Here is a 24,856-nt window from a genome sequence, read left to right as displayed (position 1 = left end):
GCCGGCCTAGAGATCGTTGCCGGCGTAGGACTGGTTGAAGCTCTTGTTGGCCAACGGGAAGTCCGGGACGATCGTGTCCGCCAGGGCGACCGGCAGCGCCGGCCAAGTGAAGAACGACGGGTCGACGATCGCGGCCCTGGTGAGGCGCCCGGCGTCGTCGAGCTCCACCCGGTGGCACGCCGTGCCCCGCCATGCCTCCACCAGCGCCAGCCCCGCCGCCACCGGGGCGCCGGTCGGCTCGGGTGGGCCGCCGGCCGCCGGCGCCGGCCCCGACGCGGCACGGCCAGTGCCGAGGTGCCCGCCCAGGCGGGCCACCAGGTCGGCGACGAGGGCCGCGGCGACCTGCACCTCCTCGGCGCGCACGCGGAACCGCGCCATGACGTCGCCGTCGTCGGCGGTGCAGACGTGGAACGTGGCTCCCAGGTCGACGAACGGGTGGTCGCGGCGGGCGTCGACGTCCAGCCCGGAGGCGCGCGCGACGTAGCCGAGCGCACCCATCTCCGCCGCCGCCTCGCGGCGGAGCACCGCCGTCCCCGTGAAGCGGTCGACCAGCACCGACGTGCCGAGGGCGATCCGCACCAGGTCGGCCACCTCGGCAGCGACGCCACGGATCAGGTCGAGATCGGGCAGCGCGCGCAGCCGGGCACCACCGACGACGATGCCGCCGCGCAGCAGGCGGTGGCCCGTCACGTCGGCGTTGGACCGCAGCAGCCGCTCGCGCAGCCGCAGCGCGTGGGTCTGCAGGATCCCGAGGCCGACGTCGTTGGCCATCGCGCCGAGGTCGGCGACGTGGCAGTGCAGCCGCTCCAGCTCGAGCAGGAGCGCGCGGACGAGCCGGTCCTCCTCGCCGACCGGCAGCCCGAGCGCGTCCTCCACGGCCATCGCGAAGGTCAGCGCATGGCCCACCGGGGTGTCGCCGCTGATGCGCTCGGTCAGCGGCAGCGCCTGCGCCGGGGTCCGGCCCTGCAGGTGACGCTCCAGCCCGCGGTGCACGAACCAGAGCCGGGCCTTCATCCGGACGATGGTCTCCCCGACCACCGAGAACCTGAAGTGCCCCGGCTCGATCATCCCGGCGTGCACTGGACCCACCGGGATCTCGTAGACGCCCTGCCCCTCGACCGGCACGAAGGCGAACCCGCTCTCGTCGGGCCCGAACGCCGGGTCGGCCGCGGCGTCGCGGCGCATCGGGTACCAGCCGGTGGGCCAGTGCGCGTGACGCATCAGGCGGCGGGGACGCACGTGGTCGCGTGGCTCGATGCCGAACCCGTCGCGGATCGCCCGCTCGAACCGACCGGCCGGGAACGAGACGGTCGACAGCGACGGGACCCAGGCCTCGTCCCGCGGCACCGCGACGGTCAGCTCGGTGCGGCGGTCGGTGCCCGGGTGCGCGAACGCGTACACGACGCGGAAGCCGGTGGGGCCGTCGTCGTGCCCCCCCACCAGGGCGAGCCGGTTCCCGTCGCCGAGCAGGCCGCCGACCTCCTCACCCAGGCCGTCGCGGGTGACGGTGCGGGACGACGAGCCCGGCGGCGCGGGCAGCGGCCCTCCCGGGCTCGTCGGACGCGCCGCGCTCATGCCAGCCCCAGGGCGGCGGCCGCCCGGACGAGCACGTCGCCGACGGGGACGGCGACGAACCCGATCACGGCGGTGACCGACAGCGCGAGCACCAACGGCGTCATGGGACCGCGGTCGGACCCGTGGCCGGCGGCGGGCGTCGGACCCGACGCGGCGCGCTCCTCGTCGTGCGCCGGCCCGAGCACCATCGACGCGGTCGCCCGCACCAGGCCGGCCACCACGACGAGCAGCAGGGCCACCGTCAGGCCCATCGCCCAGCCCAGGCCGGCCCGCCAGCCTGCGAGGACGATCGCGACCTCCGAGAAGAACAGCGCGAACGGCGGGAACCCCAGCAGGGCCGTCATGCCGACCACCAGCGGCACGGCCAGGTCAGGCCGGCGGGCGAGCAGCCCGCGCACGTCCGCGATGGTCGTCGTCCCCTCGGCCGCCAGCACCCGGCCGGCCACCACGAACAGGCTCGCCTTGGCCAACCCGTGCCCGATGAGGTGCAGCAGCACCGCGGCCAGGGCGATCGGGCCGCCCACCGCGGCGCCGACGGCCAGCACCCCCATGTGCTCGATGCTCGAGTAGGCGAGCATCCGCTTGTGATCCCGCTGCCGCAGGATGAGCGCGGCGGCCACGGCCAGCGACCCGAGCCCGGCGGCGAGCAGCAGCCCGCGGACCAGCCCCGGGCCGAGCACCACGTCGGCGATCGCCCGGACACGCAAGATCGCGTAGAACGCCACGGCGAGCAGCACGCCGGACATGAGGCCGGAGACGGGCGCCGGCGCCTGGCTGTGGGCGTCCGGCAGCCAGGAGTGCATCGGCGCCAGGCCCGCCTTGGTGGCGAAGCCGAGCACGGCCAGGCCGACGGCCACTCGGACCAGCCCGTGGTCCAGCGGCAGCTCGCCGCTGACCAGCCGGGTCCAGGACAGCGTCGCACCGCCCGCACTCCGGCTCGCGGCGTACAGCAGCACCGTGCCGAGCAGCGCGATCGCGATGCCGACCGACCCGAGCACCACGTACTTCCAGGCCGCCTCCAGGGCGCGCGGCCCACCGCGGTGGCCGACGAGGAAGGCCGTCGCGATGGTCGTCGCCTCGACGGCCACCCACAGCACGCCGAGGTTGTCGGTGGTGACGGCGATCGCCATGGCGCCGAGGAACAGCGCCACGAGGGCTGCGTAGCGGCGCTCGGCGCGGCTCGCGGCCCGCGGCTCGTCGGCGGCCCGCGGCTCGTCGGCGGCCCGGCGCGGCGCCAGGCCCGCCCAGGTCGCGGTGAGCCCGACCGCGCCGACGATCGCCAGCATCAGGGCGGAGAGCGGGTCGGCGCGCAGCAGGTCGCCGCCCAGGGTGGGGACCGGCCCGCGGTGCGCCAGCAGGGCGGTCCCGGTCGCCAGCAGCACGGCGCTGACCAGCACGCCGGACAGGCGGGTGAGCAGCGCGGACGCACGTGTCGCCGCGCCGGCACCGACGAGCAGGGCGGCAAGCGGGGGGACCAGGAGCAGCGCCGTCATCAGTCCCTCAGCTCCGTCATCGAGTCGAGCGTGGTGGAGCCGACCTGCGCGTGGATGCGGCGCGAGAGCACGGCGAGGATCAGGACCACGAGCAGCACGTCCGACGAGACGCCGAGCTCCACCGCGAACGGCACGCCGGCCGCGGTGAGGAAGGCCACCGTGGCGATGCCGTTGTCCAGCACGAGGAAGCCGATGAGCTGGGACATCGCTCGACGCCGGCCGACGAGCAGCAGGAACCCGATGAGCACCATGCAGACCCCGACCGGGACGGCGAACGCCGCCGGGCCGGACACGGCGGCGCCCGAGCCGGCGGCCACCGCCTCCGAGATCGGCCTGCTGACCAGGTACGCCACGGTGGCGAGCAGCGCCACCACCACGAGGCTCGCGGTGGGGTTGAGCCGCGCGCCGTCCTCGCGGGCGGCGTCACCGGCCTCGACCCCGGCGCGCAGCCGCCGCCCGACCACCCACGGCAGCAACCACGCCCGCAGCGCCAGCACCAGCGCGGCGACCACCAGCAGCTCGGCCCGCGCCGAGGCGGGGCCCGACAGCCCGATCGTCACCGCCAGCACGGCGAGCGACACCCCCTGCACGGTGAGCAGCCGGACCTGCGCCGACAGCTCGCGGCGCCACACCATGAGCACCGACGTCACGAGCAGGGCGCCCGCGGCGAGGGCGATCAGCTGCGTGGCCGCCGATCCGGGCGTGGACATGAGGTGGGCCTCTCCGACGACGGTCATGCGACGAGGTAGGACGCGGTGACGGCGAGGAAGGCCAGGACGAACGAGCCCGCGAGCAGCTCCGGCACCCGGAACAGCCGCAGCTTGGCCATCGCGACCTCGACGGTGGCCAGCAGCACGGCGAGCAGCGCGAGCTTGCCGGCGAGCGCGAGCGCGCCGAGCAGCACCGGCCCCGGCGCGGCGGAACCCGCGACCCCCCAGGGCAGCAGCAGGTTGCCGACGAGCCCGAGCAGCACCGACAGCCGCAGCCACGACGCCAGGTCGACCCACGCGAGGTCGCGCCCGGAGGTCTCCAGCACCATCGCCTCGTGGATCATCGTCAGCTCGAGGTGGGTGGACGGGTTGTCGATCGGCAGCCGCCCGGTCTCGGCGAGCACCACGATGGCCAGCGCCACCACCGCGAGCACGCCGGCCGGCGACGCGATGCTCGCGGGGTGGTCCCGGCGGGCGGCGACGATGAGCGGCAGCGCCGAGCTGCCCACCGGGATGGACAGCGCGTAGACGGCCACCAGCACGGTCGGCTCGACCAGGGCGGCGATGGTCATGTGCCGGCTGGACCCCATGCCGCCGAACGCGGAGCCGCCGTCGAGGCCGAGCAGCGCGATCGCCACCGTGCCGACGAGCAGCACGGAGACGACGACGAACAGGTCGCCCGGCACCAGGGCGAGCGGCAGCGCCGCCACCAGCGGCACCAGCGCGGCCAGCAGCAGGCTCGAGGTCAGCAGCACCACCGGCGCGACGACCGTCATCGGGCTGGTCCCGGCGGCCCGCAGGGGGGTCTTGCCGATCAGCTTGCGCAGGTCGCGCGCCGGCTGCAGCACGCCCGGCCCGACGCGGCCCTCGAGCCGCGCCCGCGTCTGGCGCGTCACGCCGATCACCAGCGGCGCGAGCACCACCGCGACGGTGACCTGAACCAGCGCGACGAGCAGCGGCGCGGCGCTCATGCGACCACCACCAGGAGCACCACGACGAGCGCGGTGAAGGAGAACGCCAGGTAGCGGTTGACCGAGCCGTTCTGCACGCGGCGGGCGCGGTCGGCCAGGGCGTCGGCGGCGGCGACGAGCGGGCGGTACAAGCGCACCTCCACCACGTCGTCGTGGTGCTGGGCGAACCGGACGCGCTCGGCCAGGTACGCGGACTCGCCGACGTGCGTCACGACGACGTCGCGCCGCGGCTGGAGCGCATCGTCGAAGATGCGCATCACGGGCTCGGCGTACGACGTCGCGTTGTACTGCATGCGCGGGCTGGTGCGTACGCCACCGCAGCCCCAGCCGAGCACGTCGGTGGTCGCGGGCCGGCGCCGCGCCACCACCAGCACCAGCGCGAGGGCCGGCAGCGCCACCACCGCGCCGAGGCCGACGAGCGCCGCCGGGCTGAGCACGGCGCCCACGCCGGTCAGCTCCACGCCCCCGAGCCCGGCGACCCGGACACCGTCCACCCCGATGGCCGAGGCAGCGGCGGCGGCGACCGGACCGGGCAGCACGCCGAGCGCCAGCACGCCCACGGCCCCGAGCACCATCGCGGCCCGCATGCTCGGCGGAGCCTCGGTCGCCGCCAGCGCCGTGACCGAGCGGGCCCGGGCCAGGAAGGCGATGCCGAACGCCTTGACGAAGGTCACCAGCGCGAGCCCGGCGGTCAGCGCGATGAGGCCCAGGGTGAGCGGCACGACGACGGCCACGACGCGGTCGGCCGGCCGCACGCCGTGGATGAGGGCCTGCAGCAGCGTCCACTCGGCGACGAACCCACCGGTCACCGGCAGCGCCGCAGCCCCCAGTGAACCGACGCCGAAGGTCGCCGCGGTCCAGGGCATGGCGTGCGCCAGGCCGCCCATCCGGTCCAGGTCACGCTCGCCGGTGGCCCGCAGCACCGCGCCGGCGCCGAGGAACAGGGTCGACTTGAAGGCCGCGTGGCTGACGAGCAGCAGCAGGGCCGCCACCAGGGCGGCGCCCGCGGCGCCGGGCACGTGGTGCGTGCGCAGCAGCATCGTCAGGCCGATCGCGGCGACGACGAGGCCGAGGTTCTCGGACGTCGAGTACGCCAGCAGCCGCTTGAGGTCCGTCGCGACGCCGGCGTGGAGGATCCCGTGCACGGCGGAGCCCGCACCGAGCGCGGTCAGCAGCACGGACCACCAGGTGGGGCCGCCCGGCAGCAGCCGGATGCCGACCAGGAGGATCCCGTAGGCGCCGAGGGAGACCATCGCGGCGCTCATGAGGGCCGACGCGTGGCTGGGCGCTTCGGGGTGGGCCCGCGGCAGCCAGACGTGCAGCGGCGCGACCCCCGCCTTGGCGGCGAAGCCGACGACGAGGAGCACGAAGGCGGCGGTGGCGCCCGGGCGCGCCGCGTCGGTGCCGGCCAGCCCGGCGAAGCTCGTCGTGCCGCCGGTGGCGGACAGCGCGGCGAACCCGGCGAGGAGCAGCACGAAGCTGAGGTGGGTCATGACGGCGTACCAGACCGCCGCCTGGCGCGCGGCGGGCCGGTGGGCCTGCTCGGCGAGCACCAGCACGGTGGACGCGGCCGCCATCAGCTCCCACGCCAGCAGGAACGCCACCACGTCGCCCGCCGCCGGCACCAGCTGCATGCCGAGCAGGAAGAGCGCGAGCGCCGCCCACTGGGTGCGCGACGCGGAGGCACCGTGCACGTAGCCGATCGCGTACACCGACGCGAGGAAGCCGACGGACCCCACCAGCAGCATGAGCAGGCCGCCGAGCCGGTCCGGCGCCAGCACCAGCTCCGCACCGGGCAGCGCGGTCGCCATGCGCAGCGTGACGGTCGCGCCGGACAGCGCGAGCGCGCCGCTGACGGCGCCGGCGGCGGACAGCGCCGCGCAGGCGACGCCTGCCAGCAGGTTGCGAGCGCGCCCGCGTGCGGACACCGCCACGAGCACGGCGAGCGTCGCCAGGGCCCCTTGCGCGAGGAGCCCTCCTGCCAGGGCGGTCATCGGCCGGTGACCCGCCGCAGTGCCACCACGATGTCCGCCGGTGCCGGCGGGCAGCCGGCCACCGAGAGGTCGACCGGGACCAGGTCGCCCACCGCGCCCACCACGCCGTAGGCGCCGCGGAACATCCCGCAGTCCCGGGCGCAGTCGCCGACCGCCATCACCACACGCGGCTGCGGGGTGGCGGCGACCGTCAGCCGCAGCGGCTCCGCCATGTTCCGCGTGACGACGCCCGTCACCAGCACCACGTCCGCGTGCCGCGGCGAGGCGACCAGGCGCGCGCCGTACCGCTCCGCGTCGTACACCGGGCCGAAGGCGGCCGCGAGCTCGATCTCGCAGCCGTTGCACGAGCCGGCGTCGACGTGCCGCACCTGGGCGCTGCCGTGCAGCTCTCGCCGCACGGCGGCGACGGCCGGGGACCCCTCGCCGGACGACCCGTCAACCCCCTCGTCGGGCCCGACGCCCGCCGGCGACGCCGCCGGTCGCGGGGGCGCCGGCTCCGCGATCCGGCCGGTGCGGCCGATGAGGCGGGCGAGGTCGGCGAGGCTCATGCGTCGTGCGTCGGGAGCGCCGGCGCGGGTTCCTCGGTGGCGTCCTCGAGCTCGGCCCGCAGGGTCTGCTGCCCCTGGAGGATGTCGACGAGCAGCATCCGGGCGACCCGCAGCAGCTCGACGACCGCCGGGACGCTCGCGGCGTACCGCACCTCGCCGCTCTCGCGGTGCTGGCTGACGAGCCCGGCCCGGCGCAGCACGGCCAGCTGCTGGGAGAGGTTGGACTGCTCGATGTCGATGCTGGCCAGCAGCTCGTGCACGGGGCGGTCCCGCTCGGCGAGCAGCTCCAGGATCCGGATCCGGGCGGGGTGCCCGAGGGTGCGGAAGAGCTCCGCCTTGACCTTGTACAGGTCGCTCACGGGTCACACCTCCTCGAAGAGAGCAGCCACTTACCATAACAAGAATTCTTCAATTGCCCGACGCCGTGCCCACACCTGACGCCCGCCCGCTCGCTGGCCCGGGAGAGGCGACTGGGCTCACACGGTGAACCGGAGCTCCGCCACGTCGCCGTCGGCTCGCTCCGGAGACGTCGACCCTTGACTTTGCGACACAAAGCCCGATAACTTTGCATCACAAAGTTTGAGGAGCTGTCATGGACGAGACCGGCAGCGGCCGCTCGAACGAGGCCTTCGACGACCGGAACGAGCTGGACCCGGGCGACGCGGCACTGCTCGTCGAGCAGACCGCCAGGCAGGCACAACGTGCGTTCGACCTCGTGTCACCGGTGGCCGCGGCCGTCGGAGCAGGGGTCTTCCTGGTCGGCTACGGCGCGGTGTGGTGGTCCATCAGGGGCGAGGCCACCTACACCGGGTCACCGGGGTGGGCGATCGGCGTGCTCTACGGAGCGATCGGCGTTGCGGCGATCGTCGGCGGCACCGTCGCTCGCCGGGCGACCGCCGGTGTCCGCGGCAGGTCCGCCCGGCGGCAGGTGGCGCAGGCGGTCGCCGTGGGGGCCGCGGGCATCGGCGCCTGGATGGTCCAAGGGGCACTGCTCCACCTCGGGGTCCCCGCCGAGATCGTGTACGGCGTGTACGGGCCGACGGTCCCGCTCATCGCCCTGGCCGCCGCGGGGGCGGGCGTCGCTGCGACGCGGGAACGCTGGCCCGAGCTGTGGCTCTCGGTGGCGATCATTGCTGTCGCGTCGCTGAGCACCTTCTTCGGCCCACAGGGCGCGTGGGGCCTCACCGGGCTGGGGGCGGCCGTCGCCCTGCTGATCTACGCATCGGCCATGTGGCGCCGGCGGGCAGCCAAGCGATGACCGGCGTCCCCGAGGAGCCGCTCGATCCGCTGATCCACGCGCCGGCGCGGCTGCGGATCATGGTGACGCTCGCGGCACTGAACGACGGCGACACCCTGTCGTTCAGCCGCCTGCAGAAGCTGCTCGACCTGACGCCCGGCAACCTCATCTCCCACCTCCGCCGACTCGAGGACGCGCACTACGTCTCGACCGAGAAGAGTGGCGCCGGGATCGCGTCGCTCACCTCGGTGGCGTTGACGCCCCGCGGACGCGCGGCCCTCGACGGATACACGGCAGCGCTGCGCGAGCTGCTCAGGGCGCTGTAGCGAGCGGCGGTGGTGATCTCCTCAGGCTCGCCGTTGCCTAGACGTTGAAGCGGAACTCCACCACGTCGCCGTCGGCCATGACGTAGTCCTTGCCCTCGATGCGGGCCTTGCCCGCGGCGCGCACGGCGGCAACCGTGCCGGCCTCGACGAGGTCGGCGTACGAGATGACCTCGGCCTTGATGAAGCCCTTCTGGAAGTCGGTGTGGATCACGCCGGCCGCCTGCGGGGCCGTCCAGCCCTGGTGGATGGTCCAGGCGCGGGACTCCTTGGGGCCGGCCGTCAGGTAGGTCTGCAGGCCGAGGGTGTGGAAGCCGACGCGCGCCAGCTGGTCCAGGCCGGACTCCTCCTGGCCGGTCTCGGCGAGCATCTCGCGGGCCTCGTCGGGCGCCAGCTCGACGAGCTCGGCCTCGAACTTGGCGTCGAGGAAGATCGCGTCCGCCGGCGCCACCGCGGCGCGCAGCGACGACTGCAGGGCCGCGTCCGCCAGCCCGGCGTCGTCGGTGTTGAACACATAGATGAACGGCTTCGTCGTGAGCAGGAAGAAGGGCGCGAGCGCCTCGAGGTCCACGCCCGAGCCGTGGAGCACGCGGCCCTCCGAGAGGACCGCCTGCGCGTCGACGGCGGCGGCGAGCTGCGCGGCGTCCGCCTTCTTGGCGCGGACCTCCTTCTCCAGCCGCGGGACGACCTTCTCCAGCGTCTGCAGGTCCGCGAGCGCCAGCTCGGTGTGGATCGTCTCGATGTCGTCCAGCGGGTCCACCCGGCCGGTGACGTGCACCACGTCCGGGTCCGCGAACACCCTGGTCACCACGCAGATCGCGTCGGCCTCGCGGATGTTGGCGAGGAACTTGTTGCCCAGGCCCTCGCCCTCGGAGGCACCCTTGACGATGCCGGCGATGTCGACGAACGACACCGTGGCCGGCACGATCCGCTCCGAGTCGAACAGTCGCGCCAGCACGTCCAGGCGCGCGTCGGGCAGCGGGACGACACCGACGTTGGGCTCGATCGTCGCGAACGGGTAGTTCGCCGCCAGCACCTGGGCCCGGGTCAGCGCGTTGAAGAGGGTGGACTTGCCGACGTTGGGGAGCCCGACGATGCCGATGGTGAGAGCCACGGCGGACGAGTCTACGGGCGGGCGGTCCGGCGCCCGTCGACTACCGTCGACCCGGTGACCGCCTTCCTGGACCACGTGCTGAGCGCCGCGCCGTGGGTGGTGTTCGTCGTCGTCGGGCTCGTCGTGCTCGCGGAGGACGCGATCTTCGTCGGGTTCATCCTGCCCGGGGAGACCGCCGCGATCCTCGGTGGCGTCGCGGCGCACCGCCCGCACATCCCGCTGTGGGGCGTCATCGTGGTGGTGATCCTCGCGGCGATCGCCGGGGACAGCATCGGGTACGAGGTGGGCCGCCAGGTCGGCCCACGCATCCTGGCGTCCAAGCGGCTCGACGGCCGGCGCGAGCGGCTCGACAAGGCCCAGGACCTGCTCGCGCGGCGCGGCGGCTGGGCGGTGCTGCTGGGCCGGTGGGTGGCGTTCTTCCGTGCCGTCATGCCCGCGTTGGCCGGGTCCGTGAAGATGCCGTACCGGAAGTTCCTGCTGTTCAACGCCATCGGCGGGGCGGTGTGGGGCGCCGTGGTCGTCACGCTCGGCTACCTCGCGGGCGCGTCGTACCAGGCGGTGGAGAAGATCATCGGGCGCGACGGCGCGCTCGTCGTCGCTGCTGTCGTCGTCGTCGCGTTCGTCGTCTGGCAGGTCCGGCGGCACCTCGCGGACCGCGACCGCGCGCCCGCGCCCGACGAGGCCGACTAGGTCATCGCGAGGAGCCGGCGCAGCAGGTCGGGGCCGGTGCGGTCCAGCAGCCGGCCGCCCAGCCACGCCCCGAGCGCGAGCACCCCGCCACCCAGCACCGGGCCGACGACGAGGGCGGCCCACCCTGCGGCCGGGTGCCCCGCGACAGCCAGGGACGTCAGCACCGTCACCGGTGAGGAGAAGGCGGCGACCAGCGCCCAGCCGCCGATCTGCGTGAGGAAGGCCGGCAGCGTGGCGCCCTGACGGATCGAGAACGGGCTGTCGCCCGGCTGCCGCACGGGGTAGACGACGAGCGCGGAGGCGACCGACGCCACCCCCAGCGCGCAGCCGGCCATCCCCAGGCCGCAGCCGACGAGGGCGGGCAGCAGGGTGAGCCGGTGGGACAGCATCGCGCTGACCACCGACAGCGTGAGCACGACGACGACCGTGACCGACGCCGCCGCGAGCGCGCGGCCCCACCGGTCCGCCAGGCCGCGCAGCGGGGACGCGACGTGGAGCCAGAAGGCCGTCCCGTCGTAGGCGACGTCGGCCGCGATCGCCCACCCCATGAGGAAGCCGGACAGCGGCGCGGCCACGACGACGAGGCGCCCGCCCGGGTCGGCGAGGGCGAACACGATCGGCAGCACGGGGACGAGGACGACGGCCAGCGCGTAGCGCGGGTCGCGCACCCAGTAGGTGAGGCAGCGGGCGTAGACGGCACCCAACGGGGTGGCCGGCACCCGGCCGAAGAGGCCGAGGCCGCGGTCGCGGCGCTTCGTCGTCTCCCGCACCGGCTCGACGAGCGCGCGCCGCAGCGAGCGGTCCCAGGCCAGCGCGGCGGCCGCGACCGTCGCCAGGGCGACGAGCAGGCGTCCCGCCGCCTGGCCCCACCGGCCCTCGGCGACGTCGGGCGCCAGGCTCCAGGCGGCCCCGAGCGGGGTCCACGCGACGACGCGCAGCAGCGGCGTGACGTCGGCGTCCTTGAGGGAGTACCCGGCCGGGACCAGCCGCGTCAGGATCGGCCCGGCGAGCACGAGCGGGACCAGCACGAGCGCCACACCGGCCTCGCGCACCCGGCGCCGGACGACCACGCGCGCCAGCGCGCCGGCGAGCGCCCGCGAGCCCAGCAGGCACGTGAGGACCGCGAGCAGCGCGCCGAGCAGCGCCGCCGGGATCGCGCGCGGCTCGTGCCACCACAGCACCGTGGAGCCGAGGGCGCCGAGCAGCGTCAGCACCCCCGGGACGCCGAGGAGCCCCGCCAGCGTCAGCCCGACGAGCAGCTGCGGCCGCGGGATCGGGAACGGCGCGAAGCGCGCCGGATCCATCGTCGCGTCGAGGCCGAACGCCACCAGCGGCACCACCCACCACAGCAGGACGAGCCCCGCGCCGGCCAGGACGCCGGTCATCTCGCGCAGCTCGAACGCCTGGGTGGAGACGTAGCCGAGCGCCGCCAGGCACCCGACGAGCACGCCCAGCCCGTACAGGGAGCCGACGACGAACCCGACGACCACCCACGCGTTCCGCCGGAGCCCGTTGGCGGTGAGGATCAGCTTCAGGCGGACGAGGTGCGCAACCACGCGAGCCCCTCCCCGCCGGTGCGACCGCCGACCAGCTCGACGAACCGGTCCTCCAGCGTCGCGCCGGCGCGGACCTCGTCGAGCGTGCCCGCCGCGAGCACGTGCCCCGCCGCGATGACGGCGACGTGGTCGCACATCCGCTGCACCAGGTCCATCACGTGGCTCGAGACGATCACCGTGCCGCCGCCGCGGACGTAGTCGGCGAGGATGTCGCGGATGTTGGCCGCGGAGATGGGGTCGACGGCCTCGAACGGCTCGTCGAGCACCAGCAGGCGGGGGGCGTGCACCAGCGCGCACGCCAGCGAGACCTTCTTCGCCATGCCGGCGGAGTAGTCGACGACGAGCGTGTCGCGGTCGGCGACGAGGTCGACGGCCGCCAGCAGGTCGTCCGCCCGACGGGTCGCGGTGGGCCGGTCGAGGCCGTGGAGCAGGCCGGCGTACGTGACGAGCTGGGCGCCGGTCAGCCGGTCGAAGAGCTTGACCCCGTCGGGCAGGACGCCGAGCAGAGCCTTCCCGCGGACCGGGTCGGCCCAGAGGTCGACCCCGCCGACCCACACCTGGCCCGCGTCGGGGCGCAGCAGGCCGGTGGCCATGAGCAACGTCGTCGTCTTGCCCGCGCCGTTGGGCCCGACGAGGCCGTAGAACGAGCCGGCCGGGACGTCGAGGTCGATCCCCGCGACGGCGGTCTTGGCACCGAAGCGGCGCCAGAGGCCGCGCAGGACGAGGGCGGGGGCGACGTCGGGCACGGCGTCAGCATAGGGATCGAGACCTCCCCGGCCCGGGCGGGTCACCCGAGTGGCGGCCCGCACCTGGTCAGCGCGGCCTCGCGTCACTGGCTCTGTCGGTGGTGGGTGGGACGGTTCCGTCATGGATGCGGTGTCGGTGCTGGTGGCGCTCGTCGTCGGGGCGGTGCTGGGGGCCGCCCTGGCGTGGGTCGTCGCGTCGGGCCGCGCCGCGGAGCGGGTTCGGCGCGCCGAGCTGGCGGCGGCTCGGGCCGGCGAGTTCGCCGCGCAGGAGCGGTCGGTGCGGGCGATGGTCGAACCGCTGACGCGCACGCTCGAGCAGGTGCGCGCCGAGGTCGGCGCCGCCGAGCGGGCCCGCGCCGCCGGGCAGGCGGCGATGGCGGAGCAGGTGCTCCAGATGCGCGCTGCGTCGGAGTCGCTGCGGGGTGAGACGGCCCAGCTGGTGACGGCGCTGCGCGCGCCGCAGGTCCGGGGCCGGTGGGGCGAGACGCAGCTGCGCCGCGTGGTCGAGGCGGCGGGCATGCTGCCGCACGTCGACTTCGTCGAGCAGTCGCAGGTGAGCACGGACGACGGCGGGCTGCGGCCGGATCTCGTGGTGCGGCTCGCGGGCGGCAAGCACGTCGTGGTCGACTCGAAGGTCGCGTTCCTCGGGTTCCTCGAGGCCGCGCAGGCGCCCGACGAGGCGACCCGCACGGCCCGGCTCGCCGACCACGCGCGGCACGTGCGGCGGCACGTCGACCAGCTCGCGGCGAAGCGGTACTGGGACCAGTTCGCGCCGGCGCCGGAGTTCGTCGTCATGTTCGTGCCGGCGGACGCGTTCTGGCAGGCGGCGCTCGACGCGGACCCCGCGCTGGCGGAGTACGCGTTCGAGCGGCAGGTCGTCGTCGCCACCCCCTCCACCCTGCTGGCGCTGCTGCGCACGGTCGCGTACGCCTGGAAGCAGGACGCCCTCGCGACGAACGCGCAGAACGTGCTGTCGCTCGGGAAGGAGCTGCACGGGCGGCTGTCGACGATGGGCGGTCACCTGACGCGGCTCGGCCGGGCGCTCGAGGGAGCCGCCTCCGCCTACAACCAGGCCGTCGGCTCGCTCGAGACGCGGGTGCTGGTCAGCGCGCGCCGGTTCGCCGACCTGGGCGTCGTCGAGGGCGACCTCGCCGCGCCGGCCCCGGTGGACCCGCGGCTGTCGATGGTCAGCGCGCCGGAGCTCGTCGCCTCGGCGACCGAGCAGCTCGTCGCGCTGGACGACGGCCGGCCGGGGGCTGCCGTGTCGGGCTGAGACTGCGTCACGGTCGGCTCACCGCGTCCGGTGCCGGATCGGGGCGGCGCCGGGCTCACGATGTGCCGGGCCGCGCCGGGCCAAGCTGAGGCCGCGCTGGTGCGCCTTCGCGGGCCGTCCCGGCGACCTCAGAGCGAGTTGTCGACCGCGGCCCGGCGAGCGGCGCTGCGGGCGCGGCCTGGGTCCGCACCGCCCGTGCGCAGGTCGGCGCGCAGCTCGCGAGGCAGGGAGAACATGAGGTCCTCCGTGGCGGTGCGCACTTCCTCGACCTCGCCGAAGCCGAAGGTGGCGAGCCGGTCGAGGACGTCGCGCACGAGGATCTCGGGCACGGACGCGCCCGACGTCACGCCGACCGTCGTCGCGCCGTCGAGCCAGGCGGGGTCGATCTGGCCGGCGGCGTCGATGCGGTGCGCCGCGCCGGCACCGGACTCCCGGGCCACCTCGACGAGACGCACCGAGTTCGACGAGTTCGCCGAGCCGACCACCACGACGACGTCGCACTCGGGCGCCATCTTCTTCACCGCCACCTGGCGGTTCTGGGTGGCGTAGCAGATGTCGTCGGACGGCGGGTCGGCGAGGTTCGGGAAGCGTTCCCGCAGCCGACGCACGGTCTCCATCGCCTCGTCGACCGACAGGGTGGTCTGCGAGATCCACACCACGCGGTCGGGGTCGCGAACCTGCACGCCGTCGACGTCGTCGGGCGAGTTGACCACCTGGATGTGCTCCGGCGCCTCGCCCGCCGTGCCCTCGACCTCCTCGTGCCCGGCATGGCCGATGAGGAGGATGTCGTAGTCGTCGGCCGCGAACCGTACGGCCTCCTTGTGCACCTTCGTGACCAGCGGGCACGTGGCGTCGATCGTCAGGAGCGAGCGGGCCGCGGCGGCGGCCCGGACGGCCGGTGACACACCGTGCGCCGAGAACACGACGCGGGCACCCTCCGGCACCTCGTCGGTGTCGTGGACGAAGACCGCCCCGCGGGCGGCGAGCGTCTCGACGACGTACTTGTTGTGGACGATCTCCTTGCGCACGTAGACGGGCGCGCCGTACTGCTCGAGGGCCTTCTCCACGGCGACGACGGCCCGGTCGACGCCCGCGCAGTACCCGCGCGGCGCCGCGAGCAGCACGCGCTTGGTCCCGACGGCGGTCGATCCAGTCACCCCACCACCCTACGTTCCGCCCCGCCCGCGCAGCGCCGGTGCTCGTCCGCCCCCCGCGGAACCGGTGCTCGTTCGCCCCCGAGGAACCGGCGCTCGTCCGCCCCGCCGCGGGACCCGTGCTCATCCGGTGCCCCCGCCGGGTGCTCGTCTGGAGCCACCCACGGGACCGGTGCCCGTCCAGCCGCCCCCCGGCGGGGTCGGCGGCCGTCCAACGCCGCCGCGGGACCGATGCCGAGCGCCCCGTTCGTTGTCGAGACCGTCCCTTCCGACGTCCGGACGGGACGGTCTCGGTGCCGAGCTGGGCGCTCGCGTGGAGCAGGCGACCCGGGTGCACGCGTGGAGCGGGCGGTACGGGCGCCGCGTGTGGCCGGCATTGGCGGGGTGTGCGGTGCGGGCGGGGTGGGCGGCGGTTTGGCCGGCGTGGCCAGCGTCCGCGCGTGGGCGGGGTGGCCGGCGCGGGAGGGGTGGGCGGCGCGGGAGGGGTGGCCGGTGCGGGCGGGGCGGCCCGTGTGGGCGAGGCGGCCGGTGCGGGCGGGGCGGATGGCGTGGGCGGGGCGGATGGCATGGGCGCGTGGGCGGGGTGGGGCAGGCTGTGCGGCATGGAGCACGACGAGACCGCGGAATTCGCGGCACCGGCGCAGCGATCGCTGCCGCTGCCGGTCAAGGCCGCCGAGACGAGCGCCGACCGGCCGTGGCCCGTGCGACACCTGGTGCCGAAGATCGCGGACTACGTCGGCCGGATGTCACCGGTGTGGGTCGAGGGCCAGGTGCTCAACCTCAAGCGGTGGAACAACCTGTACTTCCTCACGCTGCGCGACGTCGACCTCGACATGTCCCTCCGGGTGACCCTGCCGGCGCGCGACGTCGCGCCGATCGTCGACCGGCTGACCGACGGCTCGCGGATCGTCGTGCACGCCCGGCCGCGGTTCCTCGAACGCACGGGCGACCTCTCCTTCGCGGGCGACGCGGTGCGGCTCGTCGGGCTCGGCGAGCTCCTCGCGCAGATCGAGCGCCTCAAGGGCGTCCTTGCCGCCGAGGGCCTGTTCGACGAGGCCCGCAAGGTGCCGCTGCCGTTCCTGCCGGCGGTCGTCGGGCTGGTGTGCGCGCAGCAGGGCGACGCCGAGCACGACGTCGTCTCCAACGCGCGCGCCCGGTGGCCCGCCGTCCGGTTCGAGATCCGGCGCGTCACGGTGCAGGGCGCCCGCGCCGTCCCCGAGGTCACGGCCGCGATCCGGGACCTCGACACCGACCCCGCGGTCGAGGTCATCGTCGTCGCCCGCGGCGGTGGCAGCTTCGAGGACCTGCTGCCGTTCAGCAACGAGGCGCTCGTGCGGGCAGCCGCCGCCTGCCGCACCCCGCTCGTCAGCGCGATCGGCCACCACCTCGACCAGCCCCTGCTCGACCTGGTCGCCGACTGGCGCGCGTCGACGCCGACGGATGCAGCGAAGCGCGTCGTGCCCGACGTGACGGCCGAGCGCGCCGCACTGCTGCAGGCCCGTCACCGGGCGCGCACCGCGCTGCGGCACCGGCTCGCGCGCGAGCAGGCCGGGCTCGACGCGACCCGGAGCCGCCCGGTGCTCGCTCGGCCGGAGACGATGCTGGCGCCGCACCAGGCCCGGCTGGACGGCCTCGTCGGACGCGGGCGCCGCACGACGAACGGCCTGCTGGGCGACGCCCGCACGCAGGTGGCGGCCCTGGCGGCGCAGGTGCGGGCGCTCTCCCCCGCGGCGACCCTCGACCGCGGCTACGCCGTGGTGCAGCAGGCGGACGGTGCGGTGGTGCGTGACCCGGCGGAGGTGGAGGTGGACCAGGTGCTGGGCGTCCGGGTGGCGCGGGGCCGCTTCTTCGTGCGTGCGGGCGGCACGGAGGGCGCAACCGCCTGAGCGGCGGTCGGCCTCGGGCGGGGAGCGGCGTGCGGCGGTCACTGCCGTGCGCGGCGCGCTCGACCGTCGGGGGTCCGGAGGTCCGTCGTCCGGTGTCCGCGCGGGCTGGTTGACTAAGGCCCGTGCCCCCCCGCAAGCCACCCGCCGAGGACCCGAACGCCGACGTCGCCGCGCTCGGCTACGAGCAGGCGCGCGACGAGCTCGTCGCCGTCGTCGCGCGGCTCGAGGCCGGCGCCGCCACGCTCGAGGAGTCGCTCGCGCTGTGGGAGCGCGGCGAGGCGCTCGCGGCGCGCTGCCAGCAGTGGCTGGACGGCGCGCGGGCACGGCTGACGGCGGCGTCACCGACGGCTGACCCCGACGACGAGACATCCGGGCGGCGCCCGGCGGACGCGCCGACGGCCGGCGCAGGCGATGACGAGGTGGACGAGTGAGCGACCCGCGGGCACTGGTGATCGGCGAGGCGCTCGTCGACGTCGTCGAGCACGCCGACGGGCGGCGCGAGGAGCACCCCGGCGGGAGCCCCGCGAACGTCGCCCTCGGCCTGGCACGGCTCGGCCGCGCGGTCGACCTGCTGACGTGGCTGGCGCCCGACGACTACGGCACGCGCGTCACGTCGCACCTCGAGGAGTCCGGCGTGCACGTCATCACGGGCGACCGGTTCCCGGTCGCGACGCCCGTCGCGATGGCGCGGCTCGACGAGCGGGGGCAGGCCAGCTACGAGTTCGACCTCACGTGGGACCTGCCGGCCGCCTGGCCGGGCGACGACGTCCCGCCGCTCGTCGTGCACACGGGCTCGATCGCCACGACGCTGACGCCCGGCGGCCCCGCGGTGCTGCGCGAGGTCACCGCGCGCCGGGCCACCTCGACCGTCACGTACGACCCGAACGCGCGCCCGGCGCTCATGGGGACGCCGGAGCAGGCGCTGCCGGTGGTCGACGCGTTCGTCGCCGTGGCGGACGTCGTCAAGGCCAGCGAGGACGACCTGGTGTGGCTGCACCCCGCCGAGGAGCCGGACGACGTCGCGGCGCGCTGGGCGCAGTCCGGTCCCGCGGTCGTCGTGGTGACGCACGGCGAGCACGGCGCGTTCGCCGCCACCGCGGGCGGGGCGCGGCTGCAGGTCCCGGCGGTGCCGGTGACGGTCGCCGACACGGTCGGCGCCGGCGACTCGTTCATGTCGGGGCTCATCGACGGGCTGTGGGCCGAGGGCCTGCTCGGGGCCGAGAACCGCGAGGCGCTGCGGGCGATCGACGAGGACACGCTGCGCCGCGTGCTCGACCGGTGCATCCGGATCGCCGCGATCACCGTCTCGCGCGCCGGCGCCAACCCGCCACGGCGCGCGGAGCTCGACGCCGTGCTCTCGCCCGAGGGCTGAGGCACCGCGGACTGTCCGCCCACTGGCGCGCGCGAGCGATCCGTGCCGCCGGAGGTCATGGTTGGGGACATGAACCGTCCCACCACCCCCGCCGAGGCATGGGCCGAGCTCGCCGCCGGCAACGAGCGCTTCGTCTCCGGCCGGATGCTCCACCCGTCCCAGGGCGTCGAGCACCGCACCGAGCTGAGCACCGGGCAGGCGCCGTTCGCCGTCGTGTTCGGCTGCTCCGACAGCCGCGTCGCCGCGGAGATCATCTTCGACCGGGGCCTCGGCGACGCGTTCGTCGTCCGCACCGCGGGGCACGTCATCGACACGACCGTCCTGGGATCCATCGAGTACGGCGTCGAGATCCTCGACGCGCCGCTCGTCGTCGTCCTCGGCCACGACCACTGCGGCGCGGTGACGGCGGCGACGCGGGCGCTCGTCGACGGCGAGACTCCGCACGGGTTCGTCCGCACCGTGGTGGACCGCGTCATCCCCAGCATCGTCGCGCTGACCGCCTCCGGCCGGCCGGTGGCGTCGCTCGACGTCGAGGAGCTCGCCCACGAGCACCTGCGCGCGACGGCCCACATGCTGACGGACTACTCCGCGACCCTCGCCCGCCGCGTCGCCGAAGGCACCTGCGCGGTCGTCGCGGTCGGTTACACGCTGGCCGAGGGCACGGTCAGCGTCGCGGAGGTCATCGGGGACATCTCGCCGGCCGGCTGAGGGCGCGACCCCGGGGGCGGCCGGGGGCGGCGCGGCGCTGAGGCAGGATGAGCCCATGGCCGACGTCACCGCAGACTTCCGCATCGAGCACGACACGATGGGCGAGGTGCGGGTCCCCGCCGCCGCCCTCTACCGCGCGCAGACGCAGCGCGCCGTCGAGAACTTCCCGATCTCGGGCACGCGGCTCGAGCGCGCGCACATCGCCGCGCTCGCCCGGATCAAGAAGGCCGCGGCGCGCGCCAACGCCGAGCTCGGGGTGCTGGCGGGCGACGTCGCCGAGGCGATCGCCGCCGCCGCGGAGCAGGTCGCGGCCGGGGCGCACGACGACGACTTCCCCATCGACGTGTACCAGACCGGCTCCGGCACGAGCTCCAACATGAACGCCAACGAGGTGATCGCCACCTTGGCGACCCGCTCGCTCGGGCGCGACGTCCACCCCAACGACCATGTCAACGCCTCCCAGTCGAGCAACGACGTGTTCCCCACGTCCGTGCACGTCGCGGCGACCGGCGCCGTGGTGAACGACCTGGTCCCGGCGCTGCGGCACCTGGCGGCGACCCTCGAGGCCAAGGCCGAGGAGTTCGCGGGCGTGGTGAAGTCGGGCCGCACGCACCTCATGGACGCGACGCCCGTGACGCTCGGTCAGGAGTTCGGCGGCTACGCCGCCGCGATCCGCTACGGGGTCGAGCGGCTCGAGGCTGCGCTCCCCAGGGTGGCCGAGGTCCCGCTGGGCGGCACCGCCGTCGGCACCGGCATCAACACGCCGGCGGGCTTCCCGCAGCGCGTCATCGCGCTGCTGCGCGAGGACACCGGCCTGCCGCTGACCGAGGCGCGCAACCACTTCGAGGCGCAGGGCGCCCGCGACGGGCTCGTCGAGCTGTCCGGCGCGCTGCGGACGATCGCGGTCAGCCTGACGAAGATCTGCAACGACCTGCGCTGGATGGGCTCCGGCCCCAACACCGGCCTCGGCGAGATCGCGATCCCCGACCTGCAGCCCGGCTCGTCGATCATGCCGGGCAAGGTCAACCCCGTGATCCCGGAGGCCACGCTCATGGTCGCGGCTCGGGTCGTGGGCAACGACGCCACCGTCGCCTGGGCAGGCGCCTCCGGCGCCTTCGAGCTCAACGTGCAGATCCCCGTCATCGCCCAGGCGGTGCTCGAGTCGGTGCGGCTGCTGTCGAACGCGTCCCGGCTGCTGGCGGACAAGGCCGTCGCCGGCATCACCGCCAACGTCGAGCGGGCGCGCGCCCTTGCCGAGTCGTCGCCGTCGATCGTCACGCCACTCAACCGCGTGATCGGCTACGAGGCCGCCGCCAAGGTGGCCAAGCACGCGGTCAAGCACGGGATGACGGTGCGCCAGGCCGTGGTCGACCTCGGCTTCGTCGAGCGCGGCGAGGTGACCGAACAACAGCTCGACGCCGCGCTCGACGTGCTGGCGATGACGCGCCCGCCCCAGGCCTGACCCGCTCCGGCGGCGCCGGGCGTCACCCCTCGAACGCCGCCCCCGCCGGCACCGCCGCCGCGTCCCCGGCAGGCGCCGGCGCCTCGTGGTGGATCCGCACCGACCTCATCGCCAGGCACGCCAGCAGGCCGAGGAAGAAGACGATCGCCGCCAGCATCACCGACTGCGACACGGCCGCGGCGAAGCCGTCGTGGACCGCGCCCAGCGCCAGCGCCCGCACCTGCGTCGCGACGTTGTCGGGGATGCCCGGGGGCAGCGGGAACGCGTTCGCGTTGCCGGCCCCGCCCGAGAAGTCCGCGGCCGACAGGTGCGAGAACCCGTCGAGGAACGGCTGGCGGAACTGCTGCGGCAGCTGAGCGGCCGCCGTCTGCGCCGACGACATGATCGTGTGACTCAGGCGCGACGTCAGCAGCGCGACCATGGCGGCCGAGCCGATGACGGACCCCACCTGCCGGTTCGTGTTGAAGATCCCCGCCCCGGCGCCGGCCGTGCGGTGGTCCAGCGCGGACGCCGCGAGGTTGCCCAGCGGCGAGAACACCGTCCCGGTGCCGAACCCGAACAGCGCCATCGGCGCCAGCAGCCGCCACGGCGAGGCCTCGGCGTTCACCCACGCCGACAGCCAGAACACCGACACGGTGAACATGAGGAAGCCGAACGCGACGATCCACTTCGGCGGCACCCGGTCCGACAGCCGACCGGCGACCGGCGCGATGAGCCCGGAGATGACCGAGCCCGGCAGGCTGATGAGCGCGGCCCGGATCGGGGACATCCCGAGGATCGCCTGGAGGAAGATCGTCAACGGGAAGAAGATGCCCACCATCGCGAACCCGAGCGCCCCGCCCGCGGCGTTGGACAGCAGGAACGTCCGGTTCCGGAACAGCTTCATCGGCAGCAGGGCGTCGTCGCCCCGGCGCAGCTGGAGCCAGCCGAAGGCGGCGAGCACGACGACGCCGACCGCGATGACGCCCCACACGGTGATCGGGCCTCGGATGGTCCCCCAGTCGTAGGTGGAGCCCTCCTGGATGCCGAAGACGAGCAGGAACATGCCGGCGATCGACAGCACCATGCCGAGCACGTCGAACGTACGGGAGTGGGTCTCGAGCCGCGGCAGCCAGCGCAGCGAGAAGACCAGCGCGGCGATGCCCACCGGCACGTTGACGTAGAAGATCCACTCCCAGCCCGCCGTCTCGACGAGGATGCCGCCGAGCAGCGGGCCGGCGATCGTCGCGACGCCCGCCACCGAGCCCCACAGCCCGAGCGCCGCGCCGCGCGACCGCGGGGGGAACACGCGCGTGATCATCGCCATCGTCTGCGGCGTCATCATCGCGCCGCCGACCCCCTGCACCGCACGCGCCGCGATCAGCCAGCCGATGGTCGGTGCCAAGCCGCAGGCGGCCGAGGCGAGCGTGAAGACGACGAGCCCGGCCATGAACACCGGCCGGGGGCCGAACCGGTCCCCGAGCCGCCCGGTGACGAGCAGCAGCACCGCGAACGTCAGCAGGTACGCGCTGTTCACCCAGCCGACCGCCGTGATCCCCGCGTCGAACGTCTTCTGCAGCGTCGGGACCGCGATGTTCACGATCGTCATGTCGATCATGATCATGAAGAAGCCCAGGCAGAGGCCCGGCAGGATGCTCCACGGGCTGCGTCCGTGGAGGTCGACGAGCGCGCGCGGCGCCGTGCTGGAGGTGGCGGACATTCGAGGACCTTCCTCAGGGGCTGGCTGGGGCTAGGAAGCAGGGTGCGGCACGGCACTGACACTGGCCGTGCCGGCGAGCACCTGGTCCGACTCCCACGTGTCGGGGTCGGCCTCCAGGCGGCCGATGACGTCGTCGAGCCACGCGACCTCGGCCGCGAGCATGGCGGCCTCGTGGTCGACGTCGAGGACGAAGCGGAGCGGCAGGTTCCGCTCCTCGCGGAGCTTGGTGAGCGTCGCCGCGCTCCACGCCCGAGCCGCGGCCAGCCGGTCCCGTCGGGCGGCGAGGGCCGCGAGCGCCTGGGCGCGCGGCAGGTGCGGCGCCTCCGCGAGCCCGACGGCGAACGGGGGGTACACGGGGTGGTCGTCGGCCAGCAGGCTGGTGAGGCGCGGCAGGAGCGCGGCGGTGCCGGCCGCGGTGGCCCGGTACGTGGTGCGCTCGGGACGCTTCCCCTCCCGCTCGGTCCCGGCCGCCTCGGCGAGGCCGTCGGCCACCAGTCGGTCCACGGCGTGGTAGATGGCGCCGACGTTGATGCGGACGAGCCGGGTCTCGCAGCGCTGCTCGAGCGTGCGGAAGATCTCGTACGGGTGCATGGGCTCCTCGTGCAGCAGCGCGAGGGCCATGACGGCCACGACGGGCAGCTCGGCCACGGTGCTCCGTTCGATATATTCCGTTCGGAATAGTTCGGTCGGGACGATACGCCTGCGTCGTCCTCCCGACAAGCCCGCGCCCGACGACCCCCGCGCCCGACGACCCGGCGGGACGGACCCACGGCGGCGCGGTGCCGCCGCGTCACCGACCTCGTCGTACAACCGCCGAGCGGCGGCGGGCCTTCCGCGACGCGCGCCGGAAGGGTTCCCCGTGGCGGCGCACCGCGGCACGACGAAGGGGCGGCCCACCCCTCGGCGGACCGCCCCTTCGACCGGCGGGCTACGCCTCGATGCCCTCCAGCAGCTCCGTGACCAGGGCGGCGACGGGCGAGCGCTCGGACCGGGTCAGCGTGACGTGGGCGAAGAGCGGGTGGCCCTTGAGCGCCTCGATGACCGCCGCGACGCCGTCGTGCCGCCCGACCCGCAGGTTGTCGCGCTGCGCGACGTCGTGCGTCAGCACCACCCGCGAGGACTGCCCGATCCGCGACAGGACCGTCAGCAGCACGTTGCGCTCGAGCGACTGCGCCTCGTCGACGATGACGAACGCGTCGTGCAGCGACCGGCCGCGGATGTGGGTCAGCGGGAGCACCTCGAGCATGCCCCGGTCGAGCACCTCGTCGACCACCTCGCGGCTGACGACCGACGACAGGGTGTCGAAGACCGCCTCCGCCCAGGGGTTCATCTTCTCGGCCTCGCTGCCCGGCAGGTAGCCGAGCTCCTGGCCGCCGACCGCGTACAGCGGCCGGAACACCATGACCTTGCGGTGCTGGCGCCGCTCGAGCACCGCTTCGAGGCCGGCGCACAGCGCCAGCGCCGACTTGCCGGTGCCGGCCCGGCCGCCGAGGGACACGATGCCGATCTCCTCGTCGAGCAGCAGGTCGATGGCGATCCGCTGCTCGGCCGAGCGCCCGTGCAACCCGAACACGTCGAGGTCGCCGCGCACCAGCCGCACCTGCTTGTCCGGGGTCACGCGTCCCAGCCCGGAGCCCCGCGGGCTGTGCAGCACGAGCCCGGTGTGGCACGGCAGGTCGCGCGCCGCGTCGCCCGGCTGCAGCCCGACGGTGAGGTCGAGGTCCGCGAGCGCGACGAGCTCACCCTCGTACAGGCGGGACATCTGCTGCTCGGTGACGTCGAGGGCGTCCATCCCGGTCCAGCCGGAGTCGATCGCCAGCTCGTGCCGGTACTCCTCGGCCCGCAGGCCGACCGCGGAGGCCTTGACCCGCATCGGCAGGTCCTTCGACACCACCGTGACGTCGCAGCCCTCGGCGGCGAGGTTGGCCGCGACCGCGAGGATCCGGCTGTCGTTGTCGCCGAGCCGGAACCCGGCGGGCAGCACCGTGGGGTCGACATGGTTGAGCTCGACCCGCAGCGTCCCGCCCTGCTCGTTGACGGGGATGGGCGCGTCGAGCCGGCCGTACGTGACACGCAGGTCGTCCAGCGCGCGCAGCGCGGCGCGGGCGAAGTAGCCGAGCTCGGCGTGGTGGCGCTTGGCCTCCAGCTCGGTGATGACGACGACGGGCAGCACCACGTCGTGCTCGGCGAACCGGGCGATCGCCTTGGGATCGGAGAGGAGGACCGAGGTGTCCAGCACGTGGGTCCGCTTGGTGTCCTCGACCTCGACGGCGGACGTCGTCTCGCTCTGTGTCCTCACCACGGCAGGCTCCCCTCCGGCGCCGTCAGCGTCGGTCCGGGCACCT

General features: G+C 74.9%; 23 protein-coding genes. 9 read left to right on the top strand and 14 right to left on the bottom strand.

Annotated features, from left to right (window positions below; genetic code table 11):
• Window positions 1–6: 6 nt before the first annotated feature.
• The 7 genes from BGO37_RS01880 to BGO37_RS01850 are packed head-to-tail and all read right to left on the bottom strand — an operon-like array spanning window position 7 to window position 7,650.
• Entirely contained in the window at window positions 7–1,575 is a 1,569-nt protein-coding gene (locus BGO37_RS01880; protein ID WP_291751678.1) for an NADH-quinone oxidoreductase subunit C, read from the bottom strand.
• Entirely contained in the window at window positions 1,572–3,068 is a 1,497-nt protein-coding gene (locus BGO37_RS01875) for a proton-conducting transporter membrane subunit (RefSeq protein ID WP_291751676.1), read from the bottom strand. Before BGO37_RS01875 ends, BGO37_RS01880 begins: the two co-directional genes overlap by 4 nt.
• Window positions 3,068–3,805: a hypothetical protein gene (locus BGO37_RS01870; protein ID WP_291751675.1), complete on the bottom strand. Its 738-nt coding sequence runs from the start codon at window positions 3,803–3,805 to the stop codon at window positions 3,068–3,070. The genes BGO37_RS01875 and BGO37_RS01870 overlap by 1 nt, the downstream gene beginning before the upstream one ends.
• On the bottom strand, window positions 3,802–4,749 hold the full coding sequence (locus BGO37_RS01865; protein ID WP_291751673.1) for an NADH-quinone oxidoreductase subunit H: 948 nt from the start codon (window positions 4,747–4,749) through the stop codon (window positions 3,802–3,804). The genes BGO37_RS01870 and BGO37_RS01865 overlap by 4 nt, the downstream gene beginning before the upstream one ends.
• A complete protein-coding gene (locus BGO37_RS01860; RefSeq protein ID WP_291751672.1) occupies window positions 4,746–6,743 on the bottom strand; it encodes a proton-conducting transporter membrane subunit in 1,998 nt (665 codons plus the stop codon). The genes BGO37_RS01865 and BGO37_RS01860 overlap by 4 nt, the downstream gene beginning before the upstream one ends.
• Entirely contained in the window at window positions 6,740–7,291 is a 552-nt protein-coding gene (locus tag BGO37_RS01855; RefSeq protein WP_291751671.1) for an oxidoreductase, read from the bottom strand. Before BGO37_RS01855 ends, BGO37_RS01860 begins: the two co-directional genes overlap by 4 nt.
• Window positions 7,288–7,650: a helix-turn-helix transcriptional regulator gene (locus BGO37_RS01850; protein ID WP_291751669.1), complete on the bottom strand. Its 363-nt coding sequence runs from the start codon at window positions 7,648–7,650 to the stop codon at window positions 7,288–7,290. The genes BGO37_RS01855 and BGO37_RS01850 overlap by 4 nt, the downstream gene beginning before the upstream one ends.
• Window positions 7,651–7,883: 233 nt before the next feature.
• On the opposite strand from BGO37_RS01850, the gene BGO37_RS01845 reads away from it, so the two are divergent.
• Both BGO37_RS01845 and BGO37_RS01840 read left to right on the top strand, forming a co-directional pair.
• The gene (locus tag BGO37_RS01845; RefSeq protein WP_291751667.1) at window positions 7,884–8,549 is read left to right on the top strand and encodes a hypothetical protein; all 666 of its coding nucleotides are present in this window, start codon (window positions 7,884–7,886) and stop codon (window positions 8,547–8,549) included.
• Window positions 8,546–8,854, top strand: coding sequence for a transcriptional regulator (locus BGO37_RS01840; RefSeq protein WP_291751665.1), 309 nt, complete (start codon window positions 8,546–8,548; stop codon window positions 8,852–8,854). Before BGO37_RS01845 ends, BGO37_RS01840 begins: the two co-directional genes overlap by 4 nt.
• A 37-nt stretch (window positions 8,855–8,891) precedes the next feature.
• Here the strand turns inward: BGO37_RS01840 and ychF are convergent, their stop codons facing one another.
• A complete protein-coding gene (ychF, locus tag BGO37_RS01835) occupies window positions 8,892–9,965 on the bottom strand; it encodes a redox-regulated ATPase YchF (RefSeq protein WP_291751663.1) in 1,074 nt (357 codons plus the stop codon).
• 54 nt (window positions 9,966–10,019) lie between these two features.
• On the opposite strand from ychF, the gene BGO37_RS01830 reads away from it, so the two are divergent.
• Window positions 10,020–10,655: a DedA family protein gene (locus BGO37_RS01830; protein WP_291751662.1), complete on the top strand. Its 636-nt coding sequence runs from the start codon at window positions 10,020–10,022 to the stop codon at window positions 10,653–10,655.
• Here the strand turns inward: BGO37_RS01830 and BGO37_RS01825 are convergent.
• Together BGO37_RS01825 and BGO37_RS01820 are read right to left on the bottom strand one after the other, a co-directional pair.
• Window positions 10,652–12,211, bottom strand: coding sequence for a hypothetical protein (locus BGO37_RS01825; RefSeq protein ID WP_291751660.1), 1,560 nt, complete (start codon window positions 12,209–12,211; stop codon window positions 10,652–10,654). The genes BGO37_RS01830 and BGO37_RS01825 overlap by 4 nt on opposite strands.
• Window positions 12,187–12,957, bottom strand: a complete 771-nt coding sequence (locus tag BGO37_RS01820; RefSeq protein WP_367188079.1) for an ABC transporter ATP-binding protein — start codon at window positions 12,955–12,957, stop codon at window positions 12,187–12,189. Before BGO37_RS01820 ends, BGO37_RS01825 begins: the two co-directional genes overlap by 25 nt.
• A 121-nt stretch (window positions 12,958–13,078) precedes the next feature.
• Between BGO37_RS01820 and BGO37_RS01815 the strand changes: the two genes are divergently transcribed.
• On the top strand, window positions 13,079–14,230 hold the full coding sequence (locus tag BGO37_RS01815; protein WP_291751655.1) for a DNA recombination protein RmuC: 1,152 nt from the start codon (window positions 13,079–13,081) through the stop codon (window positions 14,228–14,230).
• Between the two features lie 128 nt (window positions 14,231–14,358).
• On the opposite strand, the gene BGO37_RS01810 is transcribed toward BGO37_RS01815, so the two are convergent.
• Window positions 14,359–15,387, bottom strand: coding sequence for a 4-hydroxy-3-methylbut-2-enyl diphosphate reductase (locus BGO37_RS01810; RefSeq protein WP_291751653.1), 1,029 nt, complete (start codon window positions 15,385–15,387; stop codon window positions 14,359–14,361).
• 599 nt (window positions 15,388–15,986) lie between these two features.
• On the opposite strand from BGO37_RS01810, the gene xseA reads away from it, so the two are divergent.
• The 5 genes from xseA (at window position 15,987) to BGO37_RS01785 (ending at window position 20,812) form a co-directional block, all read left to right on the top strand.
• Entirely contained in the window at window positions 15,987–17,270 is a 1,284-nt protein-coding gene (gene xseA, locus BGO37_RS01805; RefSeq protein WP_291751650.1) for an exodeoxyribonuclease VII large subunit, read from the top strand.
• A 122-nt stretch (window positions 17,271–17,392) separates the two neighbouring features.
• The gene (locus tag BGO37_RS01800) at window positions 17,393–17,701 is read left to right on the top strand and encodes an exodeoxyribonuclease VII small subunit (protein WP_291751647.1); all 309 of its coding nucleotides are present in this window, start codon (window positions 17,393–17,395) and stop codon (window positions 17,699–17,701) included.
• The gene (locus tag BGO37_RS01795) at window positions 17,698–18,642 is read left to right on the top strand and encodes a carbohydrate kinase (RefSeq protein ID WP_291751645.1); all 945 of its coding nucleotides are present in this window, start codon (window positions 17,698–17,700) and stop codon (window positions 18,640–18,642) included. The genes BGO37_RS01800 and BGO37_RS01795 overlap by 4 nt, the downstream gene beginning before the upstream one ends.
• A 69-nt stretch (window positions 18,643–18,711) precedes the next feature.
• Window positions 18,712–19,350: a carbonic anhydrase gene (locus BGO37_RS01790; protein ID WP_291751643.1), complete on the top strand. Its 639-nt coding sequence runs from the start codon at window positions 18,712–18,714 to the stop codon at window positions 19,348–19,350.
• A gap of 55 nt (window positions 19,351–19,405) precedes the next feature.
• On the top strand, window positions 19,406–20,812 hold the full coding sequence (locus BGO37_RS01785) for a class II fumarate hydratase (RefSeq protein WP_291751640.1): 1,407 nt from the start codon (window positions 19,406–19,408) through the stop codon (window positions 20,810–20,812).
• A 22-nt stretch (window positions 20,813–20,834) separates the two neighbouring features.
• On the opposite strand, the gene BGO37_RS01780 is transcribed toward BGO37_RS01785, so the two are convergent.
• The 3 genes from BGO37_RS01780 to BGO37_RS01770 all read right to left on the bottom strand — a co-directional run bounded on the left by BGO37_RS01780 (window position 20,835) and on the right by BGO37_RS01770 (window position 24,810).
• Window positions 20,835–22,511, bottom strand: coding sequence for a DHA2 family efflux MFS transporter permease subunit (locus BGO37_RS01780; protein WP_291751637.1), 1,677 nt, complete (start codon window positions 22,509–22,511; stop codon window positions 20,835–20,837).
• A gap of 30 nt (window positions 22,512–22,541) precedes the next feature.
• Window positions 22,542–23,159, bottom strand: coding sequence for a PadR family transcriptional regulator (locus BGO37_RS01775; protein ID WP_291751635.1), 618 nt, complete (start codon window positions 23,157–23,159; stop codon window positions 22,542–22,544).
• 280 nt (window positions 23,160–23,439) lie between these two features.
• Window positions 23,440–24,810 (bottom strand): PhoH family protein, encoded by a 1,371-nt coding sequence (locus BGO37_RS01770; protein WP_291751634.1) that lies wholly within the window; start codon window positions 24,808–24,810, stop codon window positions 23,440–23,442.
• Window positions 24,811–24,856 lie beyond the last annotated feature (46 nt).

Origin of the sequence: Cellulomonas sp. 73-92, from assembly GCF_001898175.1 — a bacterium.
Classification (GTDB): Bacteria; Actinomycetota; Actinomycetes; order Actinomycetales; family Cellulomonadaceae; genus Cellulomonas.
Note: the sequence above shows the minus strand (reverse complement) of the source record. Positions and strands in the feature narration are given on the sequence as shown.